The sequence below is a fragment of the Faecalibacterium sp. An121 genome, from assembly GCF_002160915.1.
GTDB lineage: Bacteria > Bacillota > Clostridia > Oscillospirales > Ruminococcaceae > Faecalibacterium > Faecalibacterium avium.
Map to the genome: position 1 here is coordinate 123,294 of NZ_NFLM01000005.1, position 25,165 is coordinate 148,458.

21 protein-coding genes and 1 tRNA gene are annotated in these 25,165 nt (G+C 62.2%); 17 read left to right on the forward strand and 5 right to left on the reverse strand.

The genetic code is table 11. The features are described 5' to 3' along the window. Nucleotides 1-63 precede the first annotated feature (63 nt). Entirely contained in the window at nucleotides 64-1,158 is a 1,095-nt protein-coding gene (locus B5E66_RS04375) for an SseB family protein (protein ID WP_158098327.1), read from the reverse strand. Between the two features lie 288 nt (nucleotides 1,159-1,446). Between B5E66_RS04375 and B5E66_RS04380 the strand changes: the two genes are divergently transcribed. The 4 genes from B5E66_RS04380 (at nucleotide 1,447) to B5E66_RS04395 (ending at nucleotide 7,524) form a co-directional block, all read left to right on the forward strand. Next, nucleotides 1,447-3,204, forward strand: coding sequence for an ABC transporter ATP-binding protein (locus tag B5E66_RS04380; RefSeq protein ID WP_342394994.1), 1,758 nt, complete (start codon nucleotides 1,447-1,449; stop codon nucleotides 3,202-3,204). Then, nucleotides 3,201-4,988, forward strand: a complete 1,788-nt coding sequence (locus B5E66_RS04385; protein WP_087229172.1) for an ABC transporter ATP-binding protein — start codon at nucleotides 3,201-3,203, stop codon at nucleotides 4,986-4,988. The genes B5E66_RS04380 and B5E66_RS04385 overlap by 4 nt, the downstream gene beginning before the upstream one ends. 161 nt (nucleotides 4,989-5,149) lie before the next feature. Then, nucleotides 5,150-6,985: an ATP-dependent zinc metalloprotease FtsH gene (gene ftsH, locus B5E66_RS04390; protein WP_087229175.1), complete on the forward strand. Its 1,836-nt coding sequence runs from the start codon at nucleotides 5,150-5,152 to the stop codon at nucleotides 6,983-6,985. Further along, nucleotides 6,982-7,524: an HdeD family acid-resistance protein gene (locus tag B5E66_RS04395; protein ID WP_087229178.1), complete on the forward strand. Its 543-nt coding sequence runs from the start codon at nucleotides 6,982-6,984 to the stop codon at nucleotides 7,522-7,524. Before ftsH ends, B5E66_RS04395 begins: the two co-directional genes overlap by 4 nt. 74 nt (nucleotides 7,525-7,598) lie before the next feature. Here B5E66_RS04395 and B5E66_RS04400 read toward each other — a convergent pair whose 3' ends face one another. Then, a complete protein-coding gene (locus B5E66_RS04400; protein ID WP_087229181.1) occupies nucleotides 7,599-8,537 on the reverse strand; it encodes an FKBP-type peptidylprolyl isomerase in 939 nt (312 codons plus the stop codon). Between the two features lie 12 nt (nucleotides 8,538-8,549). Beyond that, on the reverse strand, nucleotides 8,550-8,930 hold the full coding sequence (locus B5E66_RS04405; protein ID WP_087229184.1) for a DUF3592 domain-containing protein: 381 nt from the start codon (nucleotides 8,928-8,930) through the stop codon (nucleotides 8,550-8,552). A 176-nt stretch (nucleotides 8,931-9,106) separates the two neighbouring features. Here B5E66_RS04405 and B5E66_RS04410 point away from each other — a divergent pair. Together B5E66_RS04410 and B5E66_RS04415 are read left to right on the forward strand one after the other, a co-directional pair. Further along, nucleotides 9,107-9,193, forward strand: a tRNA-Leu gene (locus B5E66_RS04410). Between the two features lie 491 nt (nucleotides 9,194-9,684). Beyond that, entirely contained in the window at nucleotides 9,685-11,067 is a 1,383-nt protein-coding gene (locus tag B5E66_RS04415; protein ID WP_087229231.1) for a TrpB-like pyridoxal phosphate-dependent enzyme, read from the forward strand. A 181-nt stretch (nucleotides 11,068-11,248) separates the two neighbouring features. Here B5E66_RS04415 and B5E66_RS04420 read toward each other — a convergent pair whose 3' ends face one another. Beyond that, nucleotides 11,249-11,467 carry a cation transporter gene (locus tag B5E66_RS04420; protein ID WP_087229187.1) on the reverse strand — a complete coding sequence of 73 codons (219 nt, stop codon included), beginning with the start codon at nucleotides 11,465-11,467 and terminating at the stop codon, nucleotides 11,249-11,251. Between the two features lie 300 nt (nucleotides 11,468-11,767). On the opposite strand from B5E66_RS04420, the gene B5E66_RS04430 reads away from it, so the two are divergent. Next, nucleotides 11,768-13,123, forward strand: coding sequence for an NCS2 family permease (locus tag B5E66_RS04430; protein ID WP_087229193.1), 1,356 nt, complete (start codon nucleotides 11,768-11,770; stop codon nucleotides 13,121-13,123). A gap of 74 nt (nucleotides 13,124-13,197) precedes the next feature. On the opposite strand, the gene B5E66_RS04435 is transcribed toward B5E66_RS04430, so the two are convergent. Next, a complete protein-coding gene (locus tag B5E66_RS04435) occupies nucleotides 13,198-14,067 on the reverse strand; it encodes a DegV family protein (RefSeq protein ID WP_087229196.1) in 870 nt (289 codons plus the stop codon). A 302-nt stretch (nucleotides 14,068-14,369) separates the two neighbouring features. Here B5E66_RS04435 and B5E66_RS04440 point away from each other — a divergent pair, with 302 nt between their 5' ends. From B5E66_RS04440 to pgmB, 10 genes are all read left to right on the forward strand, one after another. After that, nucleotides 14,370-14,771: a VOC family protein gene (locus tag B5E66_RS04440; protein ID WP_087229199.1), complete on the forward strand. Its 402-nt coding sequence runs from the start codon at nucleotides 14,370-14,372 to the stop codon at nucleotides 14,769-14,771. 107 nt (nucleotides 14,772-14,878) lie between these two features. Then, entirely contained in the window at nucleotides 14,879-15,895 is a 1,017-nt protein-coding gene (locus tag B5E66_RS04445) for a LacI family DNA-binding transcriptional regulator (protein WP_087229202.1), read from the forward strand. 127 nt (nucleotides 15,896-16,022) lie between these two features. Beyond that, nucleotides 16,023-16,466 (forward strand): RDD family protein, encoded by a 444-nt coding sequence (locus tag B5E66_RS04450; protein WP_087229205.1) that lies wholly within the window; start codon nucleotides 16,023-16,025, stop codon nucleotides 16,464-16,466. Next, nucleotides 16,463-16,756 (forward strand): hypothetical protein, encoded by a 294-nt coding sequence (locus B5E66_RS04455; protein WP_087229208.1) that lies wholly within the window; start codon nucleotides 16,463-16,465, stop codon nucleotides 16,754-16,756. The genes B5E66_RS04450 and B5E66_RS04455 overlap by 4 nt, the downstream gene beginning before the upstream one ends. Before the next feature lie 109 nt (nucleotides 16,757-16,865). After that, on the forward strand, nucleotides 16,866-19,187 hold the full coding sequence (locus tag B5E66_RS04460) for a glycoside hydrolase family 65 protein (protein WP_087229211.1): 2,322 nt from the start codon (nucleotides 16,866-16,868) through the stop codon (nucleotides 19,185-19,187). Between the two features lie 149 nt (nucleotides 19,188-19,336). Further along, a complete protein-coding gene (locus B5E66_RS04465; protein ID WP_087229214.1) occupies nucleotides 19,337-20,662 on the forward strand; it encodes an extracellular solute-binding protein in 1,326 nt (441 codons plus the stop codon). A gap of 47 nt (nucleotides 20,663-20,709) precedes the next feature. Further along, complete coding sequence (locus B5E66_RS04470) at nucleotides 20,710-21,666, forward strand: carbohydrate ABC transporter permease (protein ID WP_087229217.1); 957 nt, start codon at nucleotides 20,710-20,712, stop codon at nucleotides 21,664-21,666. A 13-nt stretch (nucleotides 21,667-21,679) separates the two neighbouring features. Further along, nucleotides 21,680-22,510, forward strand: coding sequence for a carbohydrate ABC transporter permease (locus B5E66_RS04475; protein WP_087229219.1), 831 nt, complete (start codon nucleotides 21,680-21,682; stop codon nucleotides 22,508-22,510). Nucleotides 22,511-22,603: 93 nt separating this feature from the next. Then, nucleotides 22,604-24,292, forward strand: a complete 1,689-nt coding sequence (locus tag B5E66_RS04480) for a glycoside hydrolase family 13 protein (protein ID WP_087229223.1) — start codon at nucleotides 22,604-22,606, stop codon at nucleotides 24,290-24,292. Nucleotides 24,293-24,305: 13 nt separating this feature from the next. Further along, nucleotides 24,306-24,950: a beta-phosphoglucomutase gene (pgmB, locus tag B5E66_RS04485; RefSeq protein ID WP_087229226.1), complete on the forward strand. Its 645-nt coding sequence runs from the start codon at nucleotides 24,306-24,308 to the stop codon at nucleotides 24,948-24,950. The last annotated feature ends 215 nt before the right edge of the window (nucleotides 24,951-25,165 follow it).

Here is a 25,165-nt window from a genome sequence, read left to right on the forward strand (position 1 = left end):
GCTGCGCCCGCAGCGCCCGATCAAATATCCTGTTCTATTGTACCGTAGGATTGTGGCTGTTTTTCAGCTGAAATGTAAAGAATCTGTGTTCGCCTGCTCGGCCAGGCGGGCCAGCATCTCCTGCAGGCCGGCCGCTCCGGCGTACATCTTGCGGATGTACCGCTCCATGGCCTGTGCGGCGGCGTGCAGCTCCCGGCAGGCGTCGGGGTCTTTTTCTTCCCGGCAGAGCATATGCAGCCCGTGCACCGCTTCGGCCAGCAGACAGCCGGTGTGCTCCAGGTCCACCCCGCACTCCTCCGACTGGGCCAGGCGCAGGCAGACCACCGGCCATGTGGTGATATCCAGTTCCAGCTCGGCCATGGACCGGGCCTTGCGGTAAGCCATCAGGGCCTTGCCCGGGTCGGCGGGGATGCGGGCCGTCCCTGCGCCATACCGGTCCCCCAGGGCGATCTGGGCCAGCACGTCCCCTGCGGCGGCAGCCTTTTTCCACAGGGTCATGGCCCTGCGCCGGTTCCGGGGGCCGCCCAGGCCCTGGTCGCAGCAGTTTGCCAGACGGCGCACCCCCTCGGTGCAGCCGGCCGCGGCAGCTTCCTCAAACAGGGCACGGGCCGCTTCCCACTGGCCCTGGGCCGCCAGCTGCACCCCCTGGCGCACCTGAGCTTCCCCGGGGCTGTCCTCGGGGTCGGAGGCCCGCAGCAGCCCTTTCAGCAAACCCTTTTCCAGAGAGGCCGAACGGCCCCACGGGTTGACCACCAGCCCGGTCAGGTCCTGACGGGCCAGGGTCTCCTCCATCACCTGCTCCAGGGGCAGCTCCGCCATGGGCAGTCCCAGGGTGGCGGGGTTGGCGTCCGCTTCCTCGGGCCGGGTGAACACCGGCAGCATCTTGATCTTTTTGGGGGTGGTCAGGGTCCAGTAGGACAGGCCCCGGGCCTTCTCGGGCGGGATGGGGTCCTGGGCCCAGCTGAATTCTCCCTGCGGCTTTGCGCCCGACAGCTGCACCGGCACCAGCACCCGGGTCTGCATCTGCAAAGCGTAATTCAGCCCCCGCACCAGACCCCAGAACCGGGTCTCCCGGTGTTCATCGTCGGACTCGTACAGCCGCCGGATGGCCAGCTCCACCGCCGGGCATCCGGTGAACACCGGGCTGTATTGCAGCATCGACGCTGCCCCCTTCCTGTTTCGTTTGACCGGCCTGTACCGGATATGCTTCTTTCCGCTTGCCATCCCTTGGGTGACCTCCTGCCTGTATTTGTTCCAGTATAGCAGGATTTTCCCGTTTTCTCAACAGGGTGGGGCGAGCGCCGGCGGGCCTTTATCCCCTCTTTGGCCAAAAACCTCAGAAAATGCGGTCCTGTGCGGTGACATTTGGCGCCCGCCGCGGTATAATAGAGCAGTATCATAAAGTGCGACCGCACAGGAAAGCCCCGGGAAAGGAGCGTTTATCACTTGAATCGGATGCTTGTTTATCTCAACGGCTACAAAAAGGAGAGCGTCATCGCCCCCCTTTTCAAGATGCTGGAGGCCTGCTTTGACCTGCTGGTGCCTCTGGTGATGGCCGACATCGTCAACGTGGGGATCGCCGCCCACGACAGCCGCTATATCCTCACCCGCTGCGGCCTGCTGCTGGCGCTGGCCCTGGTGGGCCTGGCCTGCAGCGTCACCGCCCAGTATTTTTCGGCCAAGGCGGCGGTGGGTTTTGCCACCGCCCTCCGCCATGCCCTGTTCGCCCACATCCAGTCGCTGGGCTTTTCCGAGATGGACACCATCGGAACCAGCACCCTCATCACCCGGATGACCAGCGACATCAACCTGGTACAGGGCGGGCTGAATATGTTCCTGCGGCTTTTCCTGCGCAGCCCCTTCGTGGTGGTGGGCGCCATGGTGTGCGCCTTCACCGTCAATTTCCGGGCGGCCCTCATCTTTGTGGTCACCATCCCGGTGCTGTCGGTGGTGGTGTTCTCGATCATGGCGGTCACCTCCCCCCTCTACAAAAACGTACAGGCCCGGCTGGACCGGGTGCTGGGCCTGACCCGCGAGAACCTGACCGGCGTGCGGGTGGTGCGGGCCTTCGGCAAAGAGGCCAGCGAGACGTCCCGCTTTGAGCAGACCAACGGCCAGCTGACCGACCTGCAGCTGCGGGTGGGGCACCTGTCGGCCCTGTCCAACCCCCTGACCTATGTCATCATCAACCTGGCCATTGTGGCCCTGCTGTACACCGGCGCCATCGAGATCGACGCGGGCGGCATGGCCCCGGGCGATCTGATCGCCCTGGTGAACTATATGAACCAGATCCTGGTGGAGCTGGTCAAACTGGCCAACCTGATCGTCCAGATCAGCAAAGCCCTGGCCAGCGCAGCCCGGGTCCAGGCGGTGCTGGACACCAAGCCCGGCATGGCCTTCCCCCAGATGCCCGAGGGCCGCGTGGATCCGGCCCGCGCCGCCGAGGCGGTCCGCTTCGACCATGTGGGCCTGACCTATGCAGGGGCGGGCGCCCCCAGCCTGACCGGCATCACCTTCACCGCCCGTCAGGGAGAGACCATCGGAGTGATCGGAGGCACCGGCGCAGGCAAATCCAGCCTGGTCAGCCTGATCCCCCGGTTCTACGACGCCACCCAGGGCCAGGTGGACCTGTTCGGCCGGCCGGCCGCCGCCTGGCCCCGGGAGATGCTGCGCCGCCGGGTGGGGATCGTGATGCAGAAGGCCCAGCTGTTCACCGGCACCATCCGCTCCAACCTGCTGTGGGGCAACCCCCAGGCCACCGACGAGCAGCTGTGGGCCGCGCTGGAGACGGCCCAGGCCGCCGACTTTGTCCGCGCCAAGCCCCTGGGCCTGGACGAGCCGGTGGAACAGGGCGGCCAGAACTTTTCGGGCGGGCAGCGCCAGCGCTTGACCATCGCCCGGGCCCTGGTCAGCAGCCCCGATATCCTGATCCTGGACGACAGCGCCAGCGCCCTGGACTTTGCCACCGACGCAGCCCTGCGCAAGGCCATCGCCGCCCTGCCCGGCTCGATGACCGTTTTTATCGTCAGCCAGCGTGCCGCCAGCCTGCAGCACGCCGACCGCATCCTGGTGCTGGACGACGGCCACATGGTGGGCTGCGGCAGCCACAAAGAGCTGCTGGAGCGCTGCCCCGTCTACCAGGAGATCTACGAGAGCCAGTTCAAGCGGCCCTCTGAGCTTGTGAAAGGAGGCGTACAGGGATGAAGCGGCCCAAAAAGAAACCGGTCCTCTCCTCGGCGGAAAGCCGGGCGGCCCTGCGCCGGGTCCTGGCCTACATCCGGCCTTACAGCCTGTTTGTGGCGGCCAGCCTGTTTGTGGCGGCGGCCAGCGTGGCGGCCCAGCTGTATATCCCCCTGCTGTGCGGCGACGCCATCGACCGGATGCTGGGCCCCGGCCAGGTGGACCGCAGCGGCGTGTGGGGGATCATCCTGCAGATCCTGGCGGTGATGGTCCTGGCCGCCCTGGCCCAGTGGGTGCTCAGTGTCTGCAACAACAAGATCACTTTCTCGGTCACACGGGATCTACGCAATGACGCCATCCACAAGATCCAGTCCCTGCCCCTGTCCTATCTGGACAGCCACCCCGCAGGGGATATCGTCAGCCGGATGGTGGCCGATGTGGACACCTTCGCCGACGGCCTGCTGATGGGCTTTACCCAGCTGTTCTCGGGGGTACTGACCATTCTGGGCACCCTGCTGTTCATGTTCCGGGAGAACGTCCTCATCTCCCTGGTGGTGGTACTGATCACCCCCCTCAGCCTGGTGGTGGCGGCCTTCATCGCCAACCACTCCTATGGCTACTTCCACCGCCAGAGCGCCGTCCGCGGCGAGCAGACCGCCCTGGTCAACGAGATGATCGAGGGCCAGAAGGTGGTACAGGCCTTTGGTCATGAGGCCGACAGCCTGGCCGCCTTCGACGAGGTGAACCAGCGCCTGGGAGAAGTCAGCCTGAAAGCTACCTTCTTTTCCAGCCTGACCAACCCTGCCACCCGCTTTGTAAACAACATCGTCTACGCAGGGGTGGGCCTGGTGGGCGCCTTCTATGCGGTGGCCGGGGGCATCACCATCGGCCAGCTCAGCGTCTTTCTCAGCTACGCCAACCAGTACGCCAAGCCCTTCAACGAGATCTCGGGGGTGGTCACCGAGCTGCAGAACGCCCTGGCCTGCGCGTCCCGGGTCTTTGCCCTGCTGGACGCGCCCGACCAGGTCCCCGAGGCCCCCGGCGCCGTCACCCTGGCGCCCGACGGCCGCGTCAGCCTGAAAGACGTCTCCTTCCGCTACCTGCCCGACCGTCCCCTCATCGACCATTTCAACCTGGAGGTGCAGCCCGGCCAGCGCATTGCCATCGTAGGCCCCACCGGCTGCGGCAAGACCACCCTCATCAATCTGCTGATGCGCTTTTACGATGTGGACGGGGGCAGCATCGCGGTGGCAGGCACCGACATCCGCCAGGCTACCCGGGCTTCCCTGCGGGGCAGCTACGGCATGGTGCTGCAGGATACCTGGCTGCGGGCGGGCACCGTCCGGGAAAACATCGCCTACGGCAAGCCCGACGCCACCTTACAGGAGATCGAGGCGGCGGCCAAAGCCGCCCACGCCCACAGCTTCATCTGCCGGCTGCCCCAGGGCTACGACACCGTCCTGGCCGAGAACGGCGGCAACATCAGCCAGGGCCAGAAACAGCTGCTGTGCATCGCCCGGGTGATGCTTTGCCTGCCCCCCATGCTGATTTTGGACGAGGCCACCAGCTCCATCGACACCCGCACCGAGGTGCGCATCCAGAAAGCCTTTGCCAAAATGATGGAGGGCCGCACCAGCTTCATCGTGGCCCACCGCCTGTCCACCATCCGGGAGGCGGACGTCATCCTGGTGATGCAGGACGGCCACATCGTGGAACAGGGCACCCACGATCAGCTGCTGGCCCGGGACGGCTTCTATGCCAGGCTGTACAACAGCCAGTTCGAGCAGGCCGAACGCCCCGCCACCTGACGTTTCTCGTTTCCGCCCCTGCTGCTGTTTGGCCGCGGGGGCGGTTTTGTTATCACATTTTTTACATTTTATCCATCCTCCTGCCGTATGTCGGGATTAAACTTAGACCGTAACCAAATTGTACGTTAGCGTACAATCAACGACAGAGGAGGAGACATACCATGAAAGAAGTCAAGAGCCCCAAAAAGCCCCTGATCTACTACTATGTCCTGGTGCTGGCCATCCTGTTTCTGTTCAATCTGCTGGTGCCGCCCATTCTGATGCAGCCCCAGATCGATACGGTGGATTACGGCACCTTTATGGATATGATCGAGGACAAGGACATCGGGCAGGTGGAGATCACCGACACCGAGATCACCTTCACCAACAAAGACAACACCCAGCTGTACCAGACCGGCGTCATGTACGACCCCACCCTGGCCGAGCGGCTCCACGATGCGGACGCCGTCTTTGCCACCAACCTCGGCAGCGACGGTTCCCCGGTGCTCAGGTTCCTTTTGACCTTTGTGCTGCCCCTGGTCATCTTCATCGGCCTGGGCCAGTACATGGGCAAAAAGCTGATGGAACAGATGGGCGGCAAAAATTCCATGTCCTTCGGGATGGGCAAATCCAACGCCCGGATCTACGTCCAGTCCTCCGACGGCATCCGCTTTTCGGATGTGGCGGGCGAGGATGAGGCCAAAGAGAACCTGGCCGAGATCGTGGACTACCTGCACAACCCCAAAAAGTACACCGACGTGGGCGCATCCATGCCCAAGGGCGTGCTGCTGGTAGGCCCTCCGGGCACCGGCAAGACCATGCTGGCCAAAGCCGTGGCCGGCGAGGCGGGGGTCCCCTTCTTCTCGATCTCGGGTTCGGAGTTTGTGGAGATGTTTGTGGGTATGGGCGCTTCCAAGGTGCGCGACCTGTTCAAGCAGGCAAAAGAAAAAGCCCCCTGCATCGTCTTTATCGATGAGATCGACGCCATCGGCAAAAAGCGGGACGGCCAGCTCAGCACCAACGACGAGCGGGAGCAGACCCTGAACCAGCTGCTGACCGAGATGGACGGCTTTGAGGACAACAACGGCGTGATCATCCTGGCGGCCACCAACCGCCCCGAATCCCTGGACCCTGCCCTGACCCGTCCGGGCCGGTTCGACCGGCGGGTGCCGGTGGAGCTGCCCGACCTGCAGGGCCGTGAGGCCATCCTGAAGGTGCACGCCCGCAAGATCAAGACCGCCCCCGACGTGGACTTCCATACCATTGCGCGGATGGCCGCCGGCACCTCGGGCGCCGAACTGGCCAACATCATCAACGAGGGCGCCCTGCGGGCGGTGCGGGCCGGCCGCACCACCGTCACCGAGGCCGACCTGGAGGAGAGCATCGAGGTGGTGATCGCGGGCTACCAGAAAAAGAACGCCATCCTCTCCGACCAGGAAAAGCGTGTGGTGGCCTACCATGAGATCGGCCATGCCCTGGTGGCCGCCAAGCAGACCAACTCCGCCCCGGTGCAGAAAATCACCATCATCCCCCGCACCTCGGGCGCGCTGGGCTACACCATGCAGGTGGAGCAGGCCGACAAGAACCTGCTGACCAAAGAAGAGCTGGAAAACAAGATCGCCACCCTGACCGGCGGCCGGGCCGCCGAGGAAGTGGTCTTTGGGCAGATCACCACCGGCGCGTCCAACGACATCGAACAGGCCACCAAGCTGGCCCGGGCCATGATCACCCGCTACGGCATGAACAGCGACTTTGACATGGTGGCCTTTGAAACGGTCAGCAACCAGTATCTGGGCGGGGATACCTCCCTGGCCTGTTCGGCTGAGATCCAGAAGGAGATCGACCACAAGGTGATCGGCCTGGTCAAAGCCCAGCACGCCAAGGCCAAAAAGATCCTGGAGGAGAACCGCTCCGCCCTGGACCGCCTGGCCCAGTACCTCTACGAGAAAGAGACCATCACCGGCGAGGAGTTCATGCAGCTGCTCGGCCAGGACAACGAAGGAGGCGCAGCGCAATGAGAGGGCGTTCCGGTTTTGGCTGGAGCCAGTTCATCATGGGCATCTGCCTGATCCTGCTGGGGGTGTTCACCTTTATGAATCCCCGCAGCATATTCACCGGCATCGCTGTGCTGTACGGCGTGGCGGCGGTGATCACCGGCATCTGCGACATCATCCTTTACATCAAAGAGGAGCGGTTCACCGGCTTTGGCCCGGCGGTCTCTCTGGTGTCGGGCATCCTCAGCATCATGACCGGCATCGTGCTGCTGGCCTTTCCGGGCATCGCCGAGTGGATCGTGGCTCTGCTGTTCCCCCTGTGGTTCATCACCCACTGCATCTCCCGCCTGACCCATACCGGCCTGATCCGCTTTATGGCCGGCGAGTTCTATTACTGGTTCACCATGATCGTCAACATCCTGGGCCTGGTGCTGGGCTTCCTGATGCTGTTCGAGCCCTTCCTCACCTTCTTCACGGTGGGATATCTGGTGGCCTTCTGCCTGATCGCCTTCGGCATCGACAGCATCATCATGGCCTTCACCAATATGGGGTCGAGGTGGTAAAGCCCGGTTTTCCCGTTTCTCATGCAAAAAGGAGCGCCCTCTGCCCATGCGGAGAGCGCTCCTTTTCCTGTATTTTAGAGAGTCTCCACCACCGTGGGCTCCGCCGGGGGCGGCAGCAGGGTGGAGCGGGCCAGGATGAAATCCGACGCCCGCTGGCGGGCCAGCTTGAGGGCGGCCTTGTTCCGGTCGTTGGCGGGGAAAGTGCGCTCCCCGTCCTTCTTTTCGTCCCAGGCGGCCAGGGCGGCGTCGATCTCGGCATCGGTGGGCCACAGGCCCTCCCTGCGGGCCACCAGCAGCAGGCCCAGCTGGCTGCGCAGCTTGCGCTCCGAATCGGCGTGCAGTTCCGCGCGGAACTGCTCCACCGTCTGGCCCCGCACCTGCAGGTACTGGTCAAAATTGACCCCCTGGGCCTGCAGGCTCAGGTTGAAGCGGCGCTGCTCGGCAAAGTAGCTGATCCCCGCCAGCTTCTTGGGCAAAGCCCCCTTCACCTGGTCCCCCAGCTGCACCAGCAGTTTGCGGCGGGCCAGTTCCTCGGCCTGCCGGCAGCGCTTTTGGTAGATCTCCGCTGTCACGCGGCGGCGCAGCGCAGCCTTGCCCGCCTCGTCGGCCGCCCGGTCTTCGGGACCGTGGTGCTGGTTGATCTCCAGCTCGATGGTCAGCCGGCGGATGGGCCGTGGCTCAACAGCCTGGACAAAGCCGGTGTACCGCCCCAGCTCGAGCGGCGGCAGGGCGAAAAAGGTGGCCGACGCCCGGAAACCTTCGTCCTTGTTCAGCGCCTGCAGACTGAAATCCGGGTCGGTGACCGGGGTCAGGCCGGCTTTTTCCACCGCCTTGGTCCATATGGTGGAAAACCCATCCGGTGCCAGGATCGCACGGTTGACGGCGTCCGCCAGGCGGTCCTGTTCGGTCTGGCCCTCGGCCTCCTGCAAAGCCCGGGCCAGTTCCTGGGCGCTGGCCCGGAAGGTGATCTTCCAGGCCCCGGGTTCCCCCTGATAGAGATGTTCCAGGATCATAGCATTCCCTCCTTACTGCATCATCTGCAGCACCACGCCCAGGCCCAGCAGCAGCGCCGCCAGAGCGTAATAGATGATCTCCGCTCCCAGCACCGATTTGTCCCCCTGGACATACACCTTTTCGGGTTTGAGCGGGTCGTAATAGAGGGTGACGCGGCTGCCCTGGGCAAAGCCTTTGGCTTTTTGCGGCACAGGATAGGGCAGCCGCCGGGTGCTGCCGCCGGGCGTGGTGAACTCCAGCGCCAGGGACACCCCGTCCCGGGTATGGACGGTGCCGGCCACCAGGGCCTCCACCTTTTCCCCTTTTGTAATAAGGGCGCGGCGGGCTTTGGTGGCCCGCAGGCCCATGACCAGCATCAGCACAGCGCCGGCCATAAAGATCACAAAGTTCATGCGTTGCTTCTCCTTCTGTTTGAAATACAGGTTTTATTGTACCATATTTGCGGCGCGCAGAGTGCAGCAAATTCGTCCGAAAAATTTGTCAAAAAAATCTGGAAGTTCCTGTTGACATTTGCCCCGCTTTGCGCTATAATAATCAACGTTCCCGGCAGCGGGACGCAAGTGAATAAGCGGATATGGCGGAATTGGCAGACGCGTTAGATTCAGGTTCTAATCGGGGCAACTCGGTGGAGGTTCAAGTCCTCTTATCCGCACCACAAGCAAAAGATCCGGATTTCTTCCAATGGGAGAGAGTCCGGATCTTTTGTTTTTCCGTGCACTGTGGTCGATATCGCCGCCTTTTGCCCAAATTTCCTCTTGACAGCCGCGCGCTTCTCCGTTATACTATGATAAAGTTCAGAACAATGAGCTTGCAAAACCGTTGAGAAAGAGTAGTAACCCGGGACCAAACCCTCTCAGAGAGCCGCAGGCGGTGGGAACGCGGCAGGCAGCGGCCGGGCGAATGGACTTTCGAGGGCACAACGAGGGGCCGCCAGCCGGCCCGATAGCGCGACGGGGACTCCACCCGTTATCAGGGGAGCGCGTGTTGTCAGACATGCGAAAGCGAGTGGGCCTGTGCGTAGGGTACAGGTCAATTTGGGTGGCACCGCAGAGGTTACAAGCCTTTGTCCCAGAGGAATTTGGGACGAGGGCTTTTTTCTATGCCCTCTCCCGCAAGGAAATTGCAAAGGAGTGCAAGAAAATGAGCATGACCAAGATCCCCCACCGCCTGTACCTCACCGAAGACCAGATGCCCAAGCAGTGGTTCAACCTGCGGTCGGCCATGCCTGAGCAGCCCGACCCGCTGCTGAATCCCGCCACACTCCAGCCCCTTGCAGTGGACGACCTGTCCCCCATCTTCTGTGAGGAACTGGCCCGCCAGGAGCTGGACGGCACAACAGCCTATGTGGACATCCCCGAGCCCATCCAGGAGGTCTACAAGATGTACCGTCCCTCGCCGCTGGTCCGCGCCTACGAGCTGGAAAAGGCTCTGGGCACCCCGGCCCGGATCTACTACAAATTTGAGGGCAACAACACATCCGGCTCCCACAAGCTGAATTCCGCCGTGGCCCAGGCCTATTACGCCAAAAAGCAGGGCCTGACCGGCGTCACCACCGAGACCGGGGCCGGGCAGTGGGGCACCGCCCTTTCGGAGGCCTGCGCCTACTTCGGGCTGACCTGCGACGTGTATATGGTCAAGTGTTCCTATGAGCAGAAGCCCTTCCGCAAAGCGGTGATGGGCGTGTTCGACGCCCAGGTGACGGCCTCTCCGTCCAACACCACCGAGGTGGGCCGGAAGATCCTGGCCGAAAACCCTGACACCACCGGCAGTCTGGGCTGCGCCATCTCGGAGGCGGTGGAAGCTGCACTCGCCAGCGGCGGGACCAAGCGGTATGTGCTGGGCAGCGTGCTGAATCAGGTGGTGCTGCACCAGTCCATCATCGGGCTGGAAAGCAAGCTGGCTATGGAACAGCTGGACGAATACCCCGACGTGGTGGTGGGCTGTGCCGGCGGCGGCTCCAACCTGGGCGGCCTGATCGCCCCCTTCATGGCCGACCGGCTGCAGGGCCGCAGCCGCACCCGTTTTGTGGCGGTGGAGCCGGCCTCCTGCCCGTCCCTGACCCGCGGGCGGTACGCCTACGACTTCTGTGACACCGGCCGCGTCACCCCGCTGGCCCGGATGTACACCCTGGGCAGCGGGTTCATCCCCTCGGCCAACCATGCCGGCGGCCTGCGCTACCACGGCATGAGCCCCATCCTCTCCAAGCTGTATCACGACGGCTACCTGGAAGCGGTGTCCTATGAGCAGACCAAAGTATTCGAGGCCGCGGTCTTTTTCGCCAAGCACGAGACCATCCTGCCCGCCCCCGAGTCGGCGCACGCCATCCGCGGGGCCATGGACGAAGCCCTGAAATGCAAGCAGACCGGCGAGGCCAAGACCATCCTCTTTGGCCTGACCGGCACCGGCTACTTTGACATGACCGCCTACGAGAGCTATCTCTCGGGCCGGATGAACGACACCATCCCCACCGACGCCGACCTGCAGCGCGGATTCGATTCGCTGCCGGATATCCCGCAGAACCGGACCTGAATCGGTCTGCCTTTTGCCGCACATCTGTCCCCAGCCGCCCTGGCTGGGGGCTTTCTGCGCCGGCCAGAGGAACCGCAAAGAAAAAAGCCCGTCCTTGCGGACAGGCACCGGTTTGCGGCAGCTGCTTCTCCCGTTCATGGCCGTATGGAACGGCGGCGTCCGGCCGCATCCATCCGAGCGCTTACAGGAAGATCTCGCAGTCGCTCTCCACCCGCTTGCAGTTGGCGAGCACCTGCTGCATCACGGCCTTGGGGTCCTGGCCTTCCTCAAACTCCACGCTCATTTTCAGCGTCATAAAGTTGACGACGGCGGCCTTGACGCCGGGGGTCTTTTGGGCGGCAGCCTCCATCTTGTTGGCGCAGTTGGCGCAGTCCACGTCGATCTTATAGGTCTTTTTCATGGGCAAGGGCTCCTTTCCGGTCATTCCGGTCCACACACAGGTGAGACCTCTTTTCTTTCATTATAGGGCCTTCCCCCGCCCTGTCAAGGGGCGCGGATGGTTTTATCCGGGCGGTTTAAGTATGACTTCTGTCCGAAAATCCACTTTATTTCCCCAAGCTTCTTGCTTTTCCGCCCTCAAGTGATTACACTTGGTCTGTTGGCCTGCGCGCATTTTGGCAGGCCGCTGCGGCATATCGTCTGGCTGCCCGGGCCCTGTATCCGCCCTGGCGGCCCCTTGCAAAAGGAGGATCATCGTACAATGGAAAAATTCTTTCAGCTGAAGGCGAACGGCACCACCGCCGGACGTGAAGTGGTGGCCGGCCTGACCACCTTCTTCGCTATGGCGTACATCATCGCCGTCAACCCCACCCTGCTCAGCCAGTCGGGGATGGAATGGGGCGCCGTGTTCCTGGCCACCATCATCGCCTCGGTGATCGGCACCCTGGTCATGGGCCTCGTGGCCAACGTGCCCTACGCCCTGGCCCCCGGCATGGGCCTGAACGCCTTTTTCGTCTACACCGTCTGCTTCACCCTGGGCTTCACCTGGCAGCAGGCGCTGTCCATGGTATTCATCTGCGGCCTGCTGAACATCTTCATCACCGTCACCAAGATCCGCAAATACATCATCAAGGCCATCCCCCGCAGCCTGCAGAATGCCATCGGCGGCGGCATCGGCATCTTTGTGGCCTACATCGGCATCCTGAACGTGGGCATCGTCACCTTCGGTTCGGGTGTGCCCGCCCTGGCCACCCTGAACCAGCCCTCTTTCTGGCTGTTCCTGATCGGGCTGGCCCTGACCATCATCCTGCTGGTGTGCAACGTCAAGGGCGCCATCCTGATCGGCATCGTCGTATCCAGCCTGCTGGGCATCCCCATGGGGGTCACCGTCACCACCGAGACGGTCAGCTTTGCCGAGGCGTGCAGCCAGCTGCCCACCACCTTTGGCGCCATCTTCACCTCCGCGGGCCTGCCTTCCCTCTTTGCCGACCCGGCCAAGGTGCCTCTGGTCCTGATCACCATCTTCTCGTTCAGCCTGTCCGATACCTTTGATACCATCGGCACCTTCATCGGCACCGGCCGCCGCACCGGTATTTTCAGCGACGAGGACGAGCACTCGATGGAGACCACCCCCGGCTTCAAGTCCAAGATGGACCGCGCCCTGTTTGCGGACGCCACCGCCACGTCCATCGGCGCTATCCTGGGCACTTCCAACACCACCACCTATGTGGAGAGCGCCGCCGGCATCGGCGCCGGGGGCCGTACCGGCCTGACCAGCGTGGTGGTGGCCATCTGCTTTGCGGTCAGCGCATTCCTGGCCACCTTTGTCAGCGCCATCCCCTTTGCAGCCACTGCACCCGCCCTGGTGGTGGTGGGCATCATGATGCTGTCCGCCTTCCGGGAGATCCAGTGGGACGACTTCAGCGAGGCGGTCCCCGCCTTCTTCGCAGGCATCTTCATGGCCCTGTGCTACAGCATCTCTTACGGCATCGCCGCCGGGTTTGTCTTTTACTGCATCACCAAGGTGTGCAAAAAGCAGGCCCGGGAGGTCCATCCCATCCTGTGGGTCGCCACCGTCCTGTTCGTGCTGAACTTCGTGCTGCTGGCCACCCTGTGACCCGGCATCCTGCACGCATCCAAAAAAGACCTTCCGGCCCACAGGCTGGAAGGTCTTTTTTTGTTTGATTTTTCTCAGCGGGGACCGCCCACCCAGAACAGGGCCACCGTGCCGGGGCCGCTGTGGGTGCCGATCACCGGGCCGATGGAGCCCTCCTGCAGGTGGGTGACGCCCAAAGCGCGCAGCTTGTCCATCACATAAGCGCAGTCCTCCGGGCAGTCTCCATGGCTGATAAAGACGGTGCCTCCGGCCGGGTCCTTGGCCGTGGCCTGGAAGTGCTTCACCAGGGCGTCCAGGCTGGCCCTGCGCCCGCGCACCTTTTCCATGGCCACCAGATGGCCCTCGTCGTCCACATGGAGCACCGGCTTGATGCCCAGCAGGGTGCCTGCCACCGCGGCCGCGCCGGACAGCCTTCCGCCCCGCTTGAGGAACATCAGGTCATCCACCGTGAACCAGGCGCACACCTGGGGGGCCAGTTCCTGGGCATAGCGGGCGGCCTCCTCAAAGGAGGCGCCTTCCAGACGCCTGCACCCTACCAGGTAGGCGAACAGGCCCTCCCCCATACTGGCCTGGCGGGAATCCACGCACTGGATCCTGCGGCCGGGGAAACGCGCCCCCAGCAGCTCGACCGCAAGACGGCTGGTCTGGTAGGTGCCGGACAGTCCGCTGGAAAAGGACAGGTAGAGGATATCCATTCCAGACGCCAGCACCGGGGTAAAGGCGTCCTCGTATTCCGCCAAAGAGACCTGGCTGGTGGTGCACATACTGCCCGCCCGCAGTTTATCATAAAAAGCCTTCGAGCTGATCTCCCGCCCGTCGGGATAGTCTTTATAAGCAGTGCCGTCCAGATTGAAGGTCATGGGCAGCACGTTCAAGTCCGCCTGCTGGATGAGAGCCGGGGTCAGATCGCCGGTGGATTCGGTGAAAATGGCATAGGATCGCATGGTAGACACTCCTTTCTGACTGGAGCCCGCAGCCAAAAGCGCATCCGCACGGGGCACAGCTTCCAACGGGCAGCGGGCCTTTTTCTATTTTCATATCATTGCTGTGGGCTAAACTGAATATAGCACGGATCCTGCGCCCCGTCAAGCAAAAACCGGGCCGACCCAAAGTGTACTCAGTACAAGGACAATTTCTTTGTTTTTTGCCTCCGCGCCCCCTTGCCTCTTATTCCCAGGCATGATAAAATAGCCCCAAACAACGCCGCAAAGGTCACACTTTGCAGTCAGGAGGAATCATCATGTCAATGCATCTGGATGGATTTGGTCTTTTTGTGGAGGACATGCCCCGCATGGTGCGGTTTTACAGGGATGTGCTGGGGTTTGCGATCCGGGAGGGCGAAGACGCCCAAAACGTTTACCTCATCAAGGACGGGACGCTGTTCATGCTGTATGGGCGGGACAACTTCGAAAAGATGACCCGCCGGCACTACACCTACCTCAAGGGGCCCAACGGCCACTTCGAGATCGCCCTCTACGTGGACACCTTTGAGGAAGTGGATGCGGCCTTCCACAAATTCGTGTCCCAGGGCGCGGCGCCGGTCCTGGAGCCCACCACCGAGCCCTGGGGCCAGCGCACCTGCTACATTGCCGACCCCGAGGGCAACCTGATCGAGATCGGTTCCTTCGGCCATCCTTTCCGGCTGTGAAAGCCCCGGGACGCTTTTCCGGCCGTGCATATAAAAGGTCAGTATACAAGCATTTTTTCCATTGGAATACATGGCAGAATATGGTATGATTTTTATGAGGTGATTGGATGGAAAGGGTAACCATACGCGACGTTGCCAAGAAGGCCGGCGTCTCGATCACAACGGTATCCAAAGCGCTGAACGACTATACCGATGTGAATCCCGATACCCGCAAACACATACAGGAGATCGCCCGCCAGATGAACTATGTGCCCAACGCGGCAGGGCGCTGCATGGGCGGGCGGGTGGACAAGGTGATCGGCCTTTTGATCAATGACCTGCGCCCCATGGACCCCTCCGGCGCGGTATACGGCGTATTGAGCGGCGTGTGCCATGCCTGCCAGGACAACAACATCGAGTTCATTCTGGTGACCACCGACAGCGTCCAGCAGACGCAGCGCCCTCTCAAGGTCCTGTGTCTGAAAAAGCAGCTGACCGGTCTGGTCTGCACCGGCTTCCGCCTGCACGATCCCTATTTGCAGCAGCTGGATGAGATCGACATCCCCTGCGCTTTCATCGATATCCGCACCAGCAGCCCCGATGTGCTGAACATCACCATGGACAACGAGCGGGCCGCCTACGAGGCGGTGTCCTTCCTCATCAAGAACGGGCGCCGGAACATCGCCCTGGTCAACGGCAGTTCGGAGGCCGACGTGGCCCTGCTGCGCGGCAGCGGGTATCGCCGGGCCCTGACAGAGGCCGGCCTGGTATTGCGGCCCGACCGGATGCTGATGGCCGACTTCGACTCCAGCCTGGCCTACGCCAAGGTCAAGGAACTGCTGGAGCGGGACGGCGCCGTGGACGCCCTGTTCTGCGCCAGCGACGTGATGGCCCTGGGGGCCTGCAAGGCCATCGAGGAACTGGGCCTGACGGTGGGGGACCAGGTCGCGGTGGTGGGCTTTGACGATATCCCCGAAGCGCGCTATCTCTATGGCGGCCTGACCACCGTGCGTCAGGACTTCTACCTCACAGGCTATATGGCGGGCAAAGCCATCTACGAGAAGATCGAGGGCAAGGCCGACGTCCATGTGGACAACATGATGTATGAGTTGGTCATCCGCGGCAGCGCGAAAGGGAAACTTTGAAACTGGATACATTGTACAAAAGCTCCCTGGCAGGTTTGTATAATCTGAGGATGTACAAACGCTGGGGAGTATGTTATTCTAGGGCTGTCAAAAACGTTTTCGCACTTGCGGATGGGAGGTCTGCGCCATGGACAAACACCGGCTCCTGCGCGGGGTACTGCGGCTGCTGTGCGCGTTCATCGATTACCTGCTGCTGATGCTGCCGGTGCAGTTCGTGCTGCTGTTCTGGATCAAGACAAACGCGCTGTCAGCGGATTTTCTGTTCCGGCTGCTGTTCGCCGTCTATGGCGTGCTGATGATCGAATACAACAGCGGCGCCACACTGGGCAAGATGCTGGGCAGGCTGAAAGTGGTGGACCGGGCCGGAGGCAAGCCCACCGTGCTGTATGTGGGCCTGCGGGAGCTGATCCGGGCCATGTACCTGATCCCCGTTGCGGGCTGGGCCGCAGGTCTGGTCAGCGCCATCCTGCTGTTCGTCCGGGGCACCACCCTCCATGACATGGCGGGCAGCACCCGGGTCATCTTCCGCTGGGAGGACCAGGAGCAGCCCAAACAGGAGGATCAGCCATGAATCTGGACGAGATCTTCCACCTGGAGGCCACCGACCCTCTGGTGGCCACCAGCCCCCTGCTGCTGGGCGGGTGCATCCTTGCAGCCATTCTGGCAGGCTGGTTCTGTGCGCGCCGGTACGCCAACACCAACGACATCGAAAAGAGCGTCCGGCTGTATCTGCCCCTGGGCGCGGCCTGCTGCCTGGGCTTCTGGCTGGCGGGCGGGCTTCCCCTGCTGTACGCCGTGGGGGCGTTTTTATGCGGGTTGGTGGTCATGGCATGGATCTCCAACTACTATTTCTATCACTGACTTACCGGGGGCAGCCCCGTAAGTGCCCGCAGGGCGGGCTATTTTTTGACCTGGAATCAAAAACGTTTTCGTTCCAAATGGAGCGAAGCCGTATAAGGAGGAACTTTTTATGGGTATGGATTATTCCCGCGCAGCGGACTGGATCGTAGCAGAAAACACCTTTGATCCCGAGCATCTGGGCAAATGCGAGTCGGTCATGTGCCAGGGCAACGGCTATCTCTGCCTGCGCAACGCCACCGATGAGTTCAACCCCGGCGAACAGCGGGATCTGTTTGTGGCAGGCACCTTCAACAAATTCGATGACAACGAGGTGACCGAGCTGCCCAACGCTGCCGACATCTCCCGGCTGGACCTGCGGCTGGACGGGGTGCGCTTCAGTCTGCTGACCGGCAAGGTGGAATCCTATGACCGGGCCCTCCACCTGAAAAACGGCGAGACAGTCCGCCGGGTGGTGTGGGCCGCCCCCAACGGCAAGCGCTATCAGCTGGTGTTCAGCCGGTTCGTTTCGATGGAGCGCCTGCACCTCATCGCTCAGAAACTCAGCGTCACCCCTCTGGACGGGGCGATGACGCTGGACATTGCCGGCGGCATCAACGGCCAGATGAACAACGGCGGCAGCCAGCACTTCTCCGAAGGGGACAAGCGCCTGTTTGAAGGCCGTCATATGCAGTACATCCAGACCACCGGGCAGTCGAACATCGACTTTGTGTTCAACACCACCTTCTCCTTTGCCATGGACGGCGTGCCCCAGGAGGAAAAGGGCTTCATCGTCATGGACCGCCGGATCATCAAGCAGGAGTACCAGGTGGCCATCCCCGCCGGCAAGACCCTGACGGTGCAGAAGCTGTCCACCGTCTACACTTCCCGCGACCGGGACAGCGAAGGTCTGGACCTGGCCGCCTTGCAGAACAAGGCGCTGGCCGGCCAGGAGGAAGCCTGCGCCCTGGGCTACGACGCCCTGCTGGCGGAGAGCGCCAAGGCCTGGGCCGCCAAAGTGTGGGACAATGTGCCGGTCACCATCCACGCGGCCGACCCCTTTGACCAGCTGGCCATCCGCTTTGCGCAGTACCACCTGTATGTCATGACCCCCGCCCACGACAACCGGATGAACGTGGGCGCCAAGGGCCTGTCGGGCGAGGGCTACAAGGGCCACACCTTCTGGGATACCGAGATGTTCGTGCTGCCCTACTTCATTTACAGCGCCCCCGAGATCGCCCGCAGCCTGGAGGAGTACCGCTGGCTGAGCCTGCCCGGCGCCCACAAGAAGGCTGCCGGCAACCACTACGAGGGCGCCCAGTTCCCCTGGGAGTCCGCCTGGATCGACGACGGCGAGGTGACCCCCGTGTGGGGCGCGGCCGACATTGTCACCGGCCTGCCCACCAAGATCTGGTCCGGCTTCATTGAGCAGCACATCACCGCCGACGTGGCCTACGGCGCCTGGGAATACTACCAGGCCACCGGCGACCAGGATTTCATGGACCGCTGCGGCTACGAGCTGATCCTGGACACCGGCAAATTCTGGGCCAGCCGCCTGGAGGAAGGCCAGGACGGCAAGCTGCACATCAACGACGTGGTAGGCCCCGACGAGTACAAAGAGCACGTGGATGACAACGCCTTCACCAACTACATGGCCGCATGGAACATCCGCAAGGCGCTGGAGTACAGCCGTATGCTGAAGGCCAGCCGCCCCGATCTGTACCAGGCCCTGGACACCAAGCTGGGCCTGACCGCCCTGGAGCCCCAGTGGGAGGACAAGCTCTCCCGCATCTACCTGCCCCAGCCCCGGGAAGATCTGGTCATCCCGCAGGACCGCACCTATCTGACTTTGAAGGACATCGACCTGACCAAGTACAAGAACCAGCAGAACGTGGGCAGCATCTACCGCGACTACAACCAGGAGCAGATCACCCATATGCAGGTATCCAAGCAGGCCGACATCCTGATCATGTTCCTGCTGCTGGAGGACGAGTTTAGCGCGGAGGTCAAGCGGGCCAACTGGAGCTATTATGAGCCCCGCACCCTCCACGACTCCTCCCTGTCCCTGTCCACCCACTGCATCCTGGCCAACGACATGGGCAACCGGGATCTGGCTTACAGCCTGTTCCGCAGCGCGGCGGCCATCGACGTAGGCCCCAACATGAAGACCAGCGACGCGGGCATCCACGCAGGCTCGCTGGCAGGCATCTGGCAGTCGGTGGTGTTCGGCTTTGGCGGCGTGCGTATGCTGGACGGCAAGCTGCGCATCGACCCCGCCCTGCCCGACGCCTGGACCGGACTGGACTTCTTCCTCCACTGGCACGGCCAGAAACTGCACGTCACCCTGACCCATCAGGCCGCAGAGATCCAGAATCTGACAGCCACCGCCCCGGTTACCTTCACCGTCCGCGGCACAGAATACCATGTGCAGGACACCATCCGGGTGGAGCTGTGAGCCGGCGGGCAACCTGTCTAAAATATCGTGCTTGGTTTTGGTAAAAGCGCGAATTGTATTCGAAAACGTTTTCGTATACAATGAATGCAGCGAAAACGTTTTTGCGCCATGCAAAAGCGTGAAGGTAGAATTTGAAGGAGGCTATTATTATGAAGAAGATCAATCGTCGTTCTTTCCTGGCTGCCTGCGGTGTTGCTGCCGCAGCCGCTGCGCTGACCGCCTGTGGCGGCTCCTCGTCCAGCTCCACGGCAGCTTCCACGGCTGCCTCGCAGGCCGGTTCTGCTGCCAGCGGTTCGGGCTCGGCTGATTTCAGCGGCCGCACCCTGACGGTGGGCATCTGGGGCGGCAACGACCAGGAGACCGCCGCCATCAACCAGCTGAAGGACAACTTTGAGGCCGAGCACGGCTGCACTGTGGAGCTGAAGGTCTACACCGACTTCAACACCCAGTTCCAGGCCGACCTGATCGGCCAGACCGCTCCGGACTGCTTCTACATCGACGGCGTCATGTTCCCCTTCTACGGCTCTCTGGGCGTCATGGATCCCCTGGACCCCGCCGAGTACGAGCTGGACGCCTTCTACCCCAACCTGGTCGAGGCTTTCACCAACGACGAGGGCACCCTCTGCGTGCCCAAGGACGTCTCGAGCCTGGCCACCTACTACAACATCGACCTGCTGGAAGCCTGCGGCTACACCGGTGACGACATCCCCGACGACTACGATGAATACATGGCTTTCCTGACCGACCTGCAGGCCAAGCTGGACGAGGTCTACGGCCCCAACCAGATCGCCGCCATGACCTACAACCAGGATCTGTCCCGCAACCTGTGCATCCTGCAGGACGGCGGCAACAGCCTGATCGACGCCGAGGGCAACGCCACTCTGACCAGCGAGGGCATCGTGAACAATATGCAGTTCATCCTGGACTTCGTGGACGCCGGCGTGTGGAAGACCCCCGCTGACATCGGCCTGGGCTGGAACGGCGAGGCCTTCGGCACCGGCAAAGTGGCCATCATGGAGGAAGGCAACTGGGTCTACGGCACCCTCCGGACCGATTACAGCGACATCAACTTCGGCGTCAAGCCCATGCCCATCTACAACGGCACCCAGTACTCCATGAGCTTCACCGTCGGCTACGGCATCTATGCCCTGAGCGAGAACAAGGATATGGCCTCCGCCTGGATCAAGTATGTCACCAGCGTGGACGGCGAGACCATCTGGTGCACCGGCGCAGGCTGCCTGCCCCCGCGCGGCGACGCCGCCGAGGCCATGGATGTGGAGAGCGATCCCGTGTGGGCCGTCCACTCCGCCATGATCGACTGCGCTCTGCCCTGGCAGCTGGGCAACAACGCCTCCATCATCAACACCGCCTACCAGAACTACTTCCCCCTGGCCGTCAACGGCGAGATGACCGCGGCCGAGTTCCTGCAGGCTGCTCAGGATCAGGCAAACCAGGAGATCGCCAACGCCGGCTGATCCCTGCGGTGAAACGCTGAAACTGCAAGGGAATGGAGGAATCGCGTATGCCAAAAGCATCCAAAGCGCAGACGCCTGACGCTGCTGCGATCCAGTTTGATAAACGCCCCAGCAAACGCAAGCTGCAGGAATGGCGGCAAGGCTACCTGTTCCTGACGCCGGCAGTGATCGTTCTGGGCATCTTCATCGGCATTGCCGCCCTCTTCGTGGTGTACCTGTCCTTCCACAAGGTCAACCTTTTTACGGACAGCTATACATTTGTGGGGCTGGAGAACTACGCCCGCCTGTTCACCGACAACATGGCCCGCACAGCCCTGCTCAACACCCTGTCCTTCTCGGTGGTGGTGGTGCCCTGCCAGACCATCATCGCACTGGTGATCGCCAGCGTGCTGAACAGCAAGATCCGCGGCAAGTACTTCTTCCGCACCGTCTATTTTCTGCCCACCCTGACCTCCAGCTCGGCGCTGACCATCATCTTCATGTTCATGTTCAGCGTCACCGGCCCCATCAATATGATGCTGATCAATGCCGGCATCCTGCCGGCGGGCGGCGGCATCAACTTTTTGGAGAACCCGGACTTTGCCCTCAAGGTCATCATGGTCATGAACATCTGGTCCACCGTGCCCCAGTACACCACCATGTACCTGGCCAGCCTGCAGGATCTGCCCACCTCCCTGTATGAGGCTGCGGAGATCGACGGCGCCAACACACTGCAAAAGTTCACCAACATCACCGTTCCCTACCTCAAGCCCATCACCACCTATGTCCTGCTCACCGGCATCATCGGCACGTTGCAGATGTTCGATCAGGCCTACATCTTCTCCAACGGCTCGGGCGGCCCGGCCAACAGCACCCTGACCGTCTCCCTGATGGTCTACCGCTACGCCTTCGGCACCAACAACGCCATGGGCTACGCCGCGTGCATCGCCATCATCCTGGCCCTGGTCATCATGGCCGTGTCGATGATCGCCGAGAAGCTGAACAACTCCGAGAGATGGTATTAAGGAGGCAGGAACGATGAAAAAGAAAATGACAGTGGGCCGCGGCCTTCTGTATGCGGTCCTGATCGTGTATGCAGTGATCACGCTGTATCCCTTCCTGTGGATGGTGGCGGCCTCGTTCAAGCCCCTGCGGGAGATCGTGGGCGGCAACATGGCCCTGATCTCCGAGAACATGACCCTGGACAACTACGCCACCATTTTCGGCCACAGTTCCCTGTTCCCGCGGTGGTTCCTCAACTCGCTGTTCGTGTCGGTGGTGGGCACCGTCATCAACGTCTACATCAACTCGATGGCGGGCTACTCCCTCAGCCGGCTGAGCTTTCCCGGCCGGGACAAGATCTACCACGGCCTGCTGCTGCTCATGATGATCCCCGGCCAGGTGCTGCTGATCCCCAACTACCTTTTGTTGAAAGACTTCGGTATGCTGGACTCCTTCACGGCCCTCATCCTGCCCTCGGCGGCCAACATCGGCAACATCTTCCTGATGCGGCAGTTCTTCATCAACTTCCCCCGGGACGTGTGCGAAGCCGCTGAGATCGACGGCCTGAGCCGGTACGGTGTGTTCTTCCGCGTGGCCATGCCTCTGGCGCGGCCCACCATCGCCACCACCGCCATCTTTGGCTTCATGGGCTTCTGGAACGCCTTCACAGCTCCCATGCTGTACATCAAGACCGCGTCCAAGTACACCTTGACCCTCGGCTTGCAGAGCTTCCAGTCCCAGAACGCCGGCACCATGTGGAACCAGGTCATGGCTGCGGCCTGCATCTCGGTGCTGCCCATCATCATCCTCTATTTGATCTTCAACAAGTTCTTTATGGTTGGCCTCCGTATGGACGGCGAAAAGTAAAACCACAGGGGACCGGTCACAGGCACGGTGTGCGCCACCGGCAGGCCGGTCCCCTTTTTATGCCCAATTTTCCCTGGGCGACAAGGAGGACCTATGAAAAAAGCATGGTGGAAGGAAAGCGTGGTCTACCAGATCTACCCCCGCAGCTTCCAGGATTCCAACGGCGACGGCGTGGGCGACCTGCCCGGCATCCTGCGCCGTCTGGACTACCTGAAAGAGCTGGGCGTGGACGTGCTGTGGATCTCGCCCTTTTACAAGTCCCCCGGCGGGGACAACGGCTACGACATCAGCGATTACCAGGCCATCCAGCCCGAGTTCGGCACCATGGAAGATTTTGACCGGCTGCTGGCCGGGGCCCACGCCCGGGGGATGCGGGTGGTGATCGACCTGGTGGTCAACCACACCTCCAAAGAGCATCCCTGGTTCATCGAGAGCCGCTCCAGCCGGGACAACCCCAAGCGGGACTATTACATCTGGCGGGACGGCAAAAACGGCGGCCCTCCCAACAACTGGGGCTCCAACTTTTCGGGCAGCGCCTGGACCCTGGACGAGACCACCGGCCAGTATTACCTGCACACCTTCGGCGACTTCCAGCCCGACCTGAACTGGGATAACCCCGCCGTCCGGCAGGAAGTGTTCCGCATGATGCGCTGGTGGTGCGACAAGGGGGTGGACGGCTTCCGCATGGACGTCATCAGCATGATCAGCAAGACCCCCGAAATGCCGGACGGCGAACGGAAACCGGGCAGCAGCTACGGCAGCTTTGCCCCCTATGTGGTCAACGGGCCCAACGTCCACGCTTACTTGCAGCAGATGAACCGGGAGGTGCTGTCTCAGTACGACCTGCTGACGGTGGGCGAGTGCTCGGGTCTGACGGTGGACCAGGCCTGCCGGTACGCCAACGCCGACGGCACCGAGCTGACCATGGCCTTCCAGTTCGAGCACATGGACCTGGATGGCGGCGAAAGCTTCAAATGGAACACCCGCAAGATCGACCTTGTGGAGCTGAAAGCCCTGCTGACCAAGTGGCAGAAGGGCCTGGAGGACCGGGCCTGGAACAGCCTGTACTGGTGCAACCACGACCAGCCCCGCATCGTCTCCCGCATGGGGGACGACAGCACCCCCGCCCTGCGGGAAAAGAGCGCCAAGGCTCTGGCCCTCTGCCTGCACATGATGCAGGGCACCCCTTACGTCTACCAGGGCGAGGAGTTGGGGATGACCAACGTTCCTTTCGGAGGGCTGGAGGATTTCCGGGATGTGGAGAGCATCAACGCCTATCACGAGCTGACCGCCAACCACACCTTCACCCCCCAGCGGATGCTGGAATGCCTGCGCTACAAGAGCCGGGACAACGCCCGCACCCCCATGCAGTGGGACAGCTCGGCAGGCGCGGGCTTTACCACCGGCACCCCCTGGATCATGATCAATCCCAACTATACCAGCCTCAACGCCGCCGAGCAGCTGGCCCGGCCCGACTCGGTCTTTCACTTTTACCAGGCCTTGATCCGGCTGCGCCACACCCATGAGATCATCGTCTACGGCAGCTACGACCTGCTGCTGCCCGATGATCCCCAGGTGTACGCCTACACCCGCACCCTGAACGGGCAAAAGCTGCTGTGCGTCTGCAACCTCACCGGCCGCCCCGCATCCTTTGCCCTGCCCGCCGGCTTTGCTGGGGTCAGGCTGCTCATTTCGGTGGGGGACGCCCCCAGCCTGGACGGCCAGGTCACCCTGGGTCCCTGGGACGGCTTTGCCCTGCTGCAAGACAACGCTGAACTGTAAAGGAGACAACGCTATGAACTATCAGGCAATCATTTTCGATCTGGACGGGGTCATCTGCTCCACCGACGAATACCACTACCAGGCATGGAAAAAAATGGCCGACGGGATGGGCATTCCCTTCGACCGCACCATCAACAACCGGCTGCGGGGGGTATCCCGCATGGAGAGCCTGGAGATCATCCTGGAGCAGTACCACGGCCCCGCCCTGAGCGAGGAGCGCAAGGTGGAGCTTGCCACTCAGAAAAACGACCTGTACCGGGAGAGCCTGCACCAGCTGTCCCCCGCCGACCTGTCCGCCGAGGTCAAGGATACCCTGGACGCCCTGCGGGCCGCCGGCCTCAAGCTGGCCATCGGCTCGTCCAGCAAGAACACCCAATTTATTCTGGGACAGCTGGGTCTGGGCAGCTACTTTGACGCCGTCAGCGACGGCAACAACATCACCCATTCCAAGCCCGACCCGGAGGTCTTTCTCAAGGCAGCCGGCATGCTGGGCCTCGAGCCCGCTGTCTGCCTGGTGGTGGAGGACGCCGTATCCGGCGCACAGGCCGGCCACGCAGGCGGCTTTGCCGTGGCCTGCGTAGGGGACGCTTCCCAGGCCGGCGCAGGCGATTACAACCTGTCCGCCTTCTCCGAACTGCGCGCCATCGCCCTGGGCTGAAAACCTTCCAAAGCCAAAACCGGCCCCGCGCCTGCATGGCGCGGGGCCATTGTTTTGCGCCGCCCACATACAAACAATGCGGGGGCCGGCTTTGCAGCCGACCCCCGCAGAGGGACCCTATCTTTCGTGACGCAAAAGTTCTTTTGTTTTGGTGCGATCAACAACAGAAGGAATATGGTTCTATTCCTCTTTGCCGCCACATCGGATGGGTGTTT

Excerpts from the sequence above, each read along its gene's own strand:
- B5E66_RS04375 (WP_158098327.1), bottom strand. The coding sequence starts at position 1,158 with ATGCTGCAATACAGCCCGGTGTTCACCGGATGCCCGGCGGTGGAGCTG.
- B5E66_RS04385 (WP_087229172.1), top strand. The coding sequence starts at position 3,201 with ATGAAGCGGCCCAAAAAGAAACCGGTCCTCTCCTCGGCGGAAAGCCGG.
- ftsH (WP_087229175.1), top strand. The coding sequence starts at position 5,150 with ATGAAAGAAGTCAAGAGCCCCAAAAAGCCCCTGATCTACTACTATGTC.
- B5E66_RS04395 (WP_087229178.1), top strand. The coding sequence starts at position 6,982 with ATGAGAGGGCGTTCCGGTTTTGGCTGGAGCCAGTTCATCATGGGCATC.
- B5E66_RS04400 (WP_087229181.1), bottom strand. The coding sequence starts at position 8,537 with ATGATCCTGGAACATCTCTATCAGGGGGAACCCGGGGCCTGGAAGATC.
- B5E66_RS04405 (WP_087229184.1), bottom strand. The coding sequence starts at position 8,930 with ATGAACTTTGTGATCTTTATGGCCGGCGCTGTGCTGATGCTGGTCATG.
- B5E66_RS04415 (WP_087229231.1), top strand. The coding sequence starts at position 9,685 with ATGACCAAGATCCCCCACCGCCTGTACCTCACCGAAGACCAGATGCCC.
- B5E66_RS04420 (WP_087229187.1), bottom strand. The coding sequence starts at position 11,467 with ATGAAAAAGACCTATAAGATCGACGTGGACTGCGCCAACTGCGCCAAC.
- B5E66_RS04430 (WP_087229193.1), top strand. The coding sequence starts at position 11,768 with ATGGAAAAATTCTTTCAGCTGAAGGCGAACGGCACCACCGCCGGACGT.
- B5E66_RS04435 (WP_087229196.1), bottom strand. The coding sequence starts at position 14,067 with ATGCGATCCTATGCCATTTTCACCGAATCCACCGGCGATCTGACCCCG.
- B5E66_RS04440 (WP_087229199.1), top strand. The coding sequence starts at position 14,370 with ATGCATCTGGATGGATTTGGTCTTTTTGTGGAGGACATGCCCCGCATG.
- B5E66_RS04445 (WP_087229202.1), top strand. The coding sequence starts at position 14,879 with ATGGAAAGGGTAACCATACGCGACGTTGCCAAGAAGGCCGGCGTCTCG.
- B5E66_RS04450 (WP_087229205.1), top strand. The coding sequence starts at position 16,023 with ATGGACAAACACCGGCTCCTGCGCGGGGTACTGCGGCTGCTGTGCGCG.
- B5E66_RS04455 (WP_087229208.1), top strand. The coding sequence starts at position 16,463 with ATGAATCTGGACGAGATCTTCCACCTGGAGGCCACCGACCCTCTGGTG.
- B5E66_RS04460 (WP_087229211.1), top strand. The coding sequence starts at position 16,866 with ATGGGTATGGATTATTCCCGCGCAGCGGACTGGATCGTAGCAGAAAAC.
- B5E66_RS04465 (WP_087229214.1), top strand. The coding sequence starts at position 19,337 with ATGAAGAAGATCAATCGTCGTTCTTTCCTGGCTGCCTGCGGTGTTGCT.
- B5E66_RS04470 (WP_087229217.1), top strand. The coding sequence starts at position 20,710 with ATGCCAAAAGCATCCAAAGCGCAGACGCCTGACGCTGCTGCGATCCAG.
- B5E66_RS04475 (WP_087229219.1), top strand. The coding sequence starts at position 21,680 with ATGAAAAAGAAAATGACAGTGGGCCGCGGCCTTCTGTATGCGGTCCTG.
- B5E66_RS04480 (WP_087229223.1), top strand. The coding sequence starts at position 22,604 with ATGAAAAAAGCATGGTGGAAGGAAAGCGTGGTCTACCAGATCTACCCC.
- pgmB (WP_087229226.1), top strand. The coding sequence starts at position 24,306 with ATGAACTATCAGGCAATCATTTTCGATCTGGACGGGGTCATCTGCTCC.